The following is a 6,936-nucleotide window of genomic DNA, read 5'->3' as shown; positions in this document are numbered from 1 at the left end:
CGCCGAACCTGCGTTACCTGTACAACCAACCACTCTAAAAAACCTGTTTAGTAAACGATTCAATTCAGTACGAATCACTGAAGCATACAAAATTACATCGAAATGATCGAAACGCCTGATCTTCCCACCCGACGATTTTCTCCCTTTGCGAGTTTGCTAATCCTTTTCGGCCTGATGGTCGTTTTAGGCAGTATCGCCCAGATAGCGATTGTTTATCCCCTGGTCAAATTCCTGACGGGGGCAGACTTTGCTGCCGGGGCTGCCGATTTTATCGCTCATCCGCAGGATTATCCCCACAGCTGGCTGGCCACGATGCTGATGCAGGCCATCACGTCCGTGTTCAGTTTTATCCTTACGGCGTATCTGTTCTGGTACCTGACTGAAAAACGCAACATCGTTTTTATGGAAAAAGGTTCGACCGATCCGCTGATCTGGGCGTTGATCCTAGTACTCGTCATTGGGTACATTCCTTTGAATAGTCTGATTTTTGAATGGAATCAGCTTTTACCCTTGCCGCAGTGGATGGTAGATAGCGAAAAACAACTGGAAACCCTGACAAAATTCCTGACGCAGTTTCCTAGCTTCGGCCATTTTATGCTCGGTTTACTGGTCATTGGCTTGATTCCAGCCTTGGGAGAAGAGTTACTGTTTCGGGCCACGCTGCAACGGTTGTTCGAACGCTGGTGGGGGAGTCCACACGTGGCAGTATGGTTGTCGGCGGCTATTTTTAGTGCCTATCACGTACAGTTTATGGGCTTTTTCCCCCGCATGATTCTGGGAGCCTTATTTGGCTACCTGTACGTCTGGACGCGAAACCTCTGGGTACCCATTTTCGCCCACTTTGTCAATAATGGTTTTGTCGTCGTGATGATTTACCTGCGGCATCGGCAGATCACTGAGCTCGACGTAGAAAGCAACGAAGCCATGCCTTTGCCCTACGCACTAGTGTCGGCTGTACTGACGATCGGGCTACTGCGGCTGATCTACCAACGGAGTCAGGGGACAATACCTCAGTCGTAATTTATTCAAACAAATTGCGTTCAAAACCGGGAAGCCCTGAAAGCTGTAGTATTTTTGCCAGAATAGAAACACAACAGTCGCCGTCAACAAGAGGAGCGTTGACAGGTTTCTGCGTAACCCTAACCAAAACAACTTTCAAAAATCAGCGTTAACAACCGTTATAAACCAACGAATCGTGGAAGGCTGGGTTAAGATATACGAGTCCTATATGCCCTGGCGAGTGGAACTCGTCAAAGGTTGGCTATTGGATGAATACGAAATTGAGGGGGTCGTACTGAGCAAACAGGATCGCTCGTATCTGTTTGGACACTGCGAATTGCACGTTCCGGTTAAAGACGCGGCTTTTGCCGAATTTATCATTCAACATGAGGAAAAGAATACAGACCAGGCTGAGTAGTTATTCAAATTTAGGACAACGGGTCATTGCAGCCGTCATTGGAGCGGCTTTGATGATTTTTTGTCTGTACTGGAGCGAGTGGACCTATCTGGTTTTGTTTGCAACCATCGGCGGTTTGAGTCAGCTGGAATTTTACCGACTCGTTGGCCTTGATGACATTACCCCGCTCAAGTACTACGGAACCGGGGTGGGGGTATTCATGAATATCCTGACGTTTCTCATTGAAAAACATTACCTGGATTTTGAGCTGTACTTCCTGCTTTCTCCGCTCTTTACGCTCATCTTTTTCATCAAGCTGTACAAGAAAAACGAGGCAAAGCCCTTTACCAACATTGCCTATACCTTTCTGGGTATCATCTACGTAGCTCTGCCTTTTGCTTTGATTACCGTGATTGCTCTGCTAGGGGGGGTGTACAGTTATGAGCGGGTACTGGGGTGTCTGTTTTTACTCTGGGCCAGTGATTCAGGAGCGTATTTCGCCGGGACCAAATTCGGCCGTACCAAGCTTTTCGAACGCGTATCACCCAAAAAATCCTGGGAGGGTAGTCTGGGAGGAGCGATTACGGCCATGCTGGTCGCGTTCATCCTTTCACAAACCTATACCGACCTCAACCCCTGGCAGTGGTACTGGATTGCGGGTGTAATCGTGGTGGCGGGTACTTACGGTGATCTGGTCGAATCCCTGTTTAAGCGAAGCATTCAGATTAAAGATTCGGGTTCGGTCATTCCCGGCCACGGGGGCTTTCTGGATCGGTTCGACGGTTTATTACTGTCCGCCCCGTTTATTGTAACGTTTTTGAAAGTGTTTGAATAGGGAGAATACGGGTAAACTAACGTGTTCTTCTAAGTCCATTCTTGGCCAAATCCAAACGGAGTAACTGATGCAGATGTCCAAACCTGTATCAGTTACTCCGTTTTAAATCGAACACGCCAAGCCCGAAGGATTCCATAGAATTAGCCCCGTAGGCAATGCGGAGTATAGGATATGGGCAATAGGACCGTGTAAGTTTGCACCAGCAGATCAATAACGCTATGCACTGGCCGGAAACCTTACTTCAACCCTGTAGTTCAGCATATCTACAACAACTGGTAGAATATATCGGGCAGAACCCAGTCCGTTTTGCCGAGCTCTTTACGCACTTTCACAGCTCCGAATACCGCGTTACTCAGCGGGCCAGCCGCGTAGTCGATGCAGTGGTTGAACGACATCCGGCCTTACTGATTCCTCATTTGGAAACCTTCTTTCAGGTGCTATCCCGTACCGACGTACACCCGGCGGTTCGCCGAAATTCGGTTCGGATGTTACAGTTTATTGCCATTCCCGAAGCGTACCACGGGATCGTTGTAGTTTGTTGTTTTGAATGCTTGAATAACCCTACAGAACCCGCTGCCATTAAAGCTTTTTCACTAACGGTATTACACCGAATGGGGCAGCAATATTCGGAATTGACAACCGAACTACAGACAATTATTGAGGACCGTTTGCCGTACGAAAGTCCCGCTTTCCGTTCCCGAGCCGTAAAAATTCTCCGTCAGCTGAAAACACCTGGGCCTGCTTCGAGTTCTTGAAGAAAGCACCCTGCCATGTACATTACTCTTTGCGTCATGACTTACCCGCCGAAGCATCGCTGGTGGGCCATTCAGCAGATGGGACTCATGCCCCGCAAATTACGGCAATTGCCCGAACTCACATTCTTCAAGTGGATGGGTACCGGACAGGGGAAAGTCTTCAGTCTCAAACCCGACTTTTCGCGGTACGCCTTTCTGGCCGTCTGGCCATCCGAAAGCCAGGCCAAGGACTTTTTTTCTACTGCTGCTGCTTGGCAGGAGGTACAGCAGCGGGCGTCCACCGTTCGCACGTTCGCTCTAGAAACCATTCGGAGTCACGGAGCCTGGAATGGTTCGAACCCTTTTCAGACGGATAGTCCCGCCGAGGAAGGGACCGGACCGATTGCAGTGATCACCCGGGCCACGCTCAAACTACGGGCCTTACCCGCCTTCTGGCGAAATTCGTACCGGGCCGCCGCCCGACTGGAGCAGGCTTCCGGCCTGATCTATTCCATTGGCATGGGCGAAGTGCCCTACTTCCAGCAGGCGACCTTCAGCATATGGGAAAGCTTGGATGCCATGAAAGCCTTCGCGTACCGTACCGCTGATCATAAAGAAGCCATGCGGCAAAAAGAACAGCAGCAGTGGTACGGTGAGGAATTATTCGCTCGTTTCGTCCCCGTACCGTTCGAACCAGGATTTTAAAACTTCGGCCCTTGAATTATCGGTTTTATCTACGTATTTCCCCGCTAGTCCTAAAAAACAAAAGGGAGTACGGTGGTTCGGGCTATATTCGGAAACGGCATGGCCCTGAACAGATCTTCGAGCAAACGACCGCCAGCTAGTTCTTATGAACGATAAAGAAAAAACATACTGGATATTCCAACTGATCGGATGGCCTTTATGGCTCTCCAACGATCTGCTTACGTATTCGCTGGAATTCAAGGATACCGAAAATTGGGTGCTCGTACTTAACTACGTCATCAATATTATTCTCAGTATTTTTCTGACGCACCAGTACCGTCGTTACGTCAAAAAACACCACCGCGACGTACTGGATGCTCCCAAAGCATTACCGCAGGTGCTGTGTACGGCCTTTCTGTTTGCCTGTATCATGACGGCCCTGAACATTCCGTTCGATGTGTTTACGACCGATTTAGAATCGCCGAGTGGGCATTTTTTGAGCTTTCTCTTTTTCTGGGGAAAACCCATGCTGATCTGGCTAATTCTGTATCATGTCTTTAAATACCTGGAAAGTACGCGGGAAATTGCCGTAGAGAAGGTCAAACTAGAGTCGCTGGCGAAGGAGACCGAAGCAAAAGTGTTGCGGGCTCAGCTTAATCCGCACTTCATGTTCAATGCCCTCAACAGCATTCGGGCATTGATTCTGGAAGACCCCGACCGGGCTCAGAAGGGCATTACGCAATTGTCGAACATCTTGCGGAGTAGTCTGCTGGCCGACCGTCGTCAGACCGTTACGCTGGGCGAAGAAATGCGTACCGTAGACGATTATCTGGCTCTGGAAAAGATTCGGTACGAAGAACGACTCGAAGTACGCCGGAACGTTTACCCCGAAACGATCAATTGTTTGGTACCACCCATGATGCTGCAGACGCTGGTTGAAAATGCCATTAAACACGGCGTTTCCAAACCGATCAAGGGCGGCTTTGTGAGTATCGAAACGCGGTTACAACAGAATAGACTGGACATTCGGATTTCGAATACGGGCATTCTGCAGGATACCGAATCAGGCGGATTTGGTTTGAAAAATACGGAACGCCGCCTGAAACTTCTTTTCGGCGAAGAAGCAGAATTCAAGATTTACCAGTCGGCCAAAGATGTGGTTTGTGCGGAGATCATGATTCCCATGCAAAATCCCAAGCCGAAAGAAGCACCCGTCGTGGTGAACGTCTAATACTAAAACTCCTTACAACGATAACTACCCAGCGGCTACTCGCCGCTACTAGCTCCCTGTACTCAACCGAAATCGAATATGAAAGCACTCATTGTCGACGATGAACGATTGGCTCGTAATGAACTCAAACGCTTACTGGAAAATTTCCCCAAAGTTCATATTGCGGGCGAAGCCGCCAATGCCGATGAGGCCATTCAGCTGATTGATGAACTCAAGCCGGACCTGCTGTTTCTGGATATCCAGATGCCGGGTAAGAATGGCTTTGAGTTGCTGCAAAGTCTGGAAGGCGATGTCCCCGAAGTGATCTTTACGACCGCTTACGACGAATACGCCATCAAGGCTTTTGAACAGAACGCCCTGGATTACCTGATGAAACCCGTGGAGCTGTCGCGTCTGACGGAAGCCATTCAACGGGCGGAAGAAGAAATCCACCATCACGAAATGGATGAAAAAGGCCGGGTGGATGGTACAATCAAAGCCCTGTCGGAAAACGATCAGATTTTCATTAAGGATGGTGAAAAGTGCTGGTTTGTGAAACTGGGCAAGGTGCGTTTGTTTGAAAGTATGGGCAACTACGTTCGCCTGCATTTCGACGATCAGAAGCCGCTGGTACTGAAGTCCCTGAATGCTCTGGAGGACCGTCTGGACAGCAAGATTTACTTCCGGGCCAACCGCAAGCACATCATCAATCTCAATTACATCGATAAGATCGAACCTTGGTTTTCGGGCGGACTGCTGGCTACTTTACGCAGCCCCGGCGACAAGCCCGAAAAGATCGAAATTTCCCGCCGTCAGGCCATTCGATTCAAAGAATTACTAAGTTTATAAGCCAGAAGCCAGTTTCGACTGGCTTTTGATTTTTCTCACCTATTGTCATGGCTGGTGAAGAGCCAGTCTATTTTTGCCTGAACAGGGTTATGAATATCCTTACTTCCACGTACGGTTCCTATCAGTCGTACATTTTGAAAAACCCGATTACCGGTGATGAAGTCCACATTTTGCCCGAGCTCGGTGGAATCATTCGTCAGTTGACGCTCACCAAAGAAGGCGAATCGTTTACGGTCATTGATACGCCCGCCAATGCGGAAGCCTTTGGGGCAAATCCTAAATATGCGAGTGCCTTTCTGTTTCCCTGGCCCAGTCGTATCAAAGACGGACACTATACCTACCGGGGCGAATCCTATCAGTTGCCCATCAACGAACCCGAAAAGCAGGCCGCCATTCACGGGATCGTGCATCACGAAAATTTTGAGGTAGTCGAAGAGTGGACTTCCGTTTCGGCAGCGGGCATTCGCCTGCGGTACGAACACGATGGGAGTTACGAGGGTTACCCCTTTCCATTCCGGTTTGAAATCCGCTACGAGCTGCTGAGTACAGGTAAACTGGACATTATGCCGCAGGCCGTTAATACGGGTGGCGAAGCCATGCCCGTGGCTCTAGGCTGGCATCCGTACTTTCAGCTACCCGGCGGTACGGTGGATGACTGGACAATTTACTTCCCGGCGGCCCAGCAAATCCACCTGGATGATGAATTCATGATGCCCGCCGGCAGTGAGCCCTTTGATGCCACGGAAGGCTATAAATTGAAAAACCGCTCGCTGGATGCCATCTACCAGCTCAACGAAGCCGGTTACCTAACGCAGCTGGTATCCGCCAAACAAGGCGTGACCCTAAACCTGGAATACACGAGAGGGGAGGGGAAAGTGAACTATCAGGTCGTGTATACCTTCCCGGATCGGCAACGCGTAGCGATGGAACCGCTGACGGCCAATGTAAATGCTTTCAACAACGGCGAAGGGCTGTACGAACTTCAACCCGAAGAAACCTACCAGATGAATTATCAGGTGTACTTGAGTTAGGGGAGCGGGGGAGTATGGGTTTGAAGGTTGAAGGAGGTTTAACGTTTGAAAATGTTTGAGGTTTGATCAGGTATAAGGTTTGACAAGTTTCGATAGTCAAACCCTCAAACACATCTTCCACTTTAAACTAACTCATACGCCAATCAAACCCAATTCAAACCAAAAAGACCCCGGCTGAAACCAGCCGGGGTCTTTTT

8 protein-coding genes are annotated in these 6,936 nt (G+C 49.4%); all 8 read left to right on the top strand.

The features are described from left to right. Nucleotides 1–102 precede the first annotated feature (102 nt). The gene (locus ACOJTG_RS08950; protein WP_420153501.1) at nt 103–1,020 is read left to right on the top strand and encodes a CPBP family intramembrane glutamic endopeptidase; all 918 of its coding nucleotides are present in this window, start codon (nt 103–105) and stop codon (nt 1,018–1,020) included. Nucleotides 1,021–1,228: 208 nt separating this feature from the next. Continuing rightward, nucleotides 1,229–1,417 carry a DUF2007 domain-containing protein gene (locus tag ACOJTG_RS08945; protein WP_420153500.1) on the top strand — a complete coding sequence of 63 codons (189 nt, stop codon included), beginning with the start codon at nt 1,229–1,231 and terminating at the stop codon, nt 1,415–1,417. Then, nucleotides 1,386–2,231, top strand: coding sequence for a phosphatidate cytidylyltransferase (locus ACOJTG_RS08940; protein WP_094815310.1), 846 nt, complete (start codon nt 1,386–1,388; stop codon nt 2,229–2,231). The genes ACOJTG_RS08945 and ACOJTG_RS08940 overlap by 32 nt, the downstream gene beginning before the upstream one ends. Nucleotides 2,232–2,449: 218 nt before the next feature. After that, nucleotides 2,450–2,986, top strand: coding sequence for a hypothetical protein (locus tag ACOJTG_RS08935; protein ID WP_420153499.1), 537 nt, complete (start codon nt 2,450–2,452; stop codon nt 2,984–2,986). 15 nt (nt 2,987–3,001) lie between these two features. Further along, nucleotides 3,002–3,670 carry a spheroidene monooxygenase gene (locus tag ACOJTG_RS08930; protein ID WP_420153498.1) on the top strand — a complete coding sequence of 223 codons (669 nt, stop codon included), beginning with the start codon at nt 3,002–3,004 and terminating at the stop codon, nt 3,668–3,670. Between the two features lie 145 nt (nt 3,671–3,815). Continuing rightward, on the top strand, nt 3,816–4,880 hold the full coding sequence (locus ACOJTG_RS08925; RefSeq protein ID WP_420153497.1) for a sensor histidine kinase: 1,065 nt from the start codon (nt 3,816–3,818) through the stop codon (nt 4,878–4,880). A gap of 78 nt (nt 4,881–4,958) precedes the next feature. Beyond that, a complete protein-coding gene (locus ACOJTG_RS08920; RefSeq protein WP_102200484.1) occupies nt 4,959–5,708 on the top strand; it encodes a LytR/AlgR family response regulator transcription factor in 750 nt (249 codons plus the stop codon). Between the two features lie 89 nt (nt 5,709–5,797). Continuing rightward, nucleotides 5,798–6,739 (top strand): aldose 1-epimerase, encoded by a 942-nt coding sequence (locus ACOJTG_RS08915; protein ID WP_420153496.1) that lies wholly within the window; start codon nt 5,798–5,800, stop codon nt 6,737–6,739. The last annotated feature ends 197 nt before the right edge of the window (nt 6,740–6,936 follow it).

This window comes from Siphonobacter sp., from assembly GCF_048595215.1.
Taxonomy (GTDB): Bacteria; Bacteroidota; Bacteroidia; order Cytophagales; family Spirosomataceae; genus Siphonobacter.
The sequence above is the reverse complement of the archived record's forward strand: the minus strand, read 5'-3'. Positions and strand labels throughout refer to the sequence as shown.

What these genes read in the sequence shown, in the direction of transcription:
- ACOJTG_RS08945 (WP_420153500.1), top strand. Translation starts at nt 1,229, where the DNA reads ATGCCCTGGCGAGTGGAACTCGTCAAAGGTTGGCTATTGGATGAATAC.
- ACOJTG_RS08915 (WP_420153496.1), top strand. Translation starts at nt 5,798, where the DNA reads ATGAATATCCTTACTTCCACGTACGGTTCCTATCAGTCGTACATTTTG.
- ACOJTG_RS08935 (WP_420153499.1), top strand. Translation starts at nt 2,450, where the DNA reads ATGCACTGGCCGGAAACCTTACTTCAACCCTGTAGTTCAGCATATCTA.
- ACOJTG_RS08950 (WP_420153501.1), top strand. Translation starts at nt 103, where the DNA reads ATGATCGAAACGCCTGATCTTCCCACCCGACGATTTTCTCCCTTTGCG.
- ACOJTG_RS08930 (WP_420153498.1), top strand. Translation starts at nt 3,002, where the DNA reads ATGTACATTACTCTTTGCGTCATGACTTACCCGCCGAAGCATCGCTGG.
- ACOJTG_RS08940 (WP_094815310.1), top strand. Translation starts at nt 1,386, where the DNA reads ATGAGGAAAAGAATACAGACCAGGCTGAGTAGTTATTCAAATTTAGGA.
- ACOJTG_RS08925 (WP_420153497.1), top strand. Translation starts at nt 3,816, where the DNA reads ATGAACGATAAAGAAAAAACATACTGGATATTCCAACTGATCGGATGG.
- ACOJTG_RS08920 (WP_102200484.1), top strand. Translation starts at nt 4,959, where the DNA reads ATGAAAGCACTCATTGTCGACGATGAACGATTGGCTCGTAATGAACTC.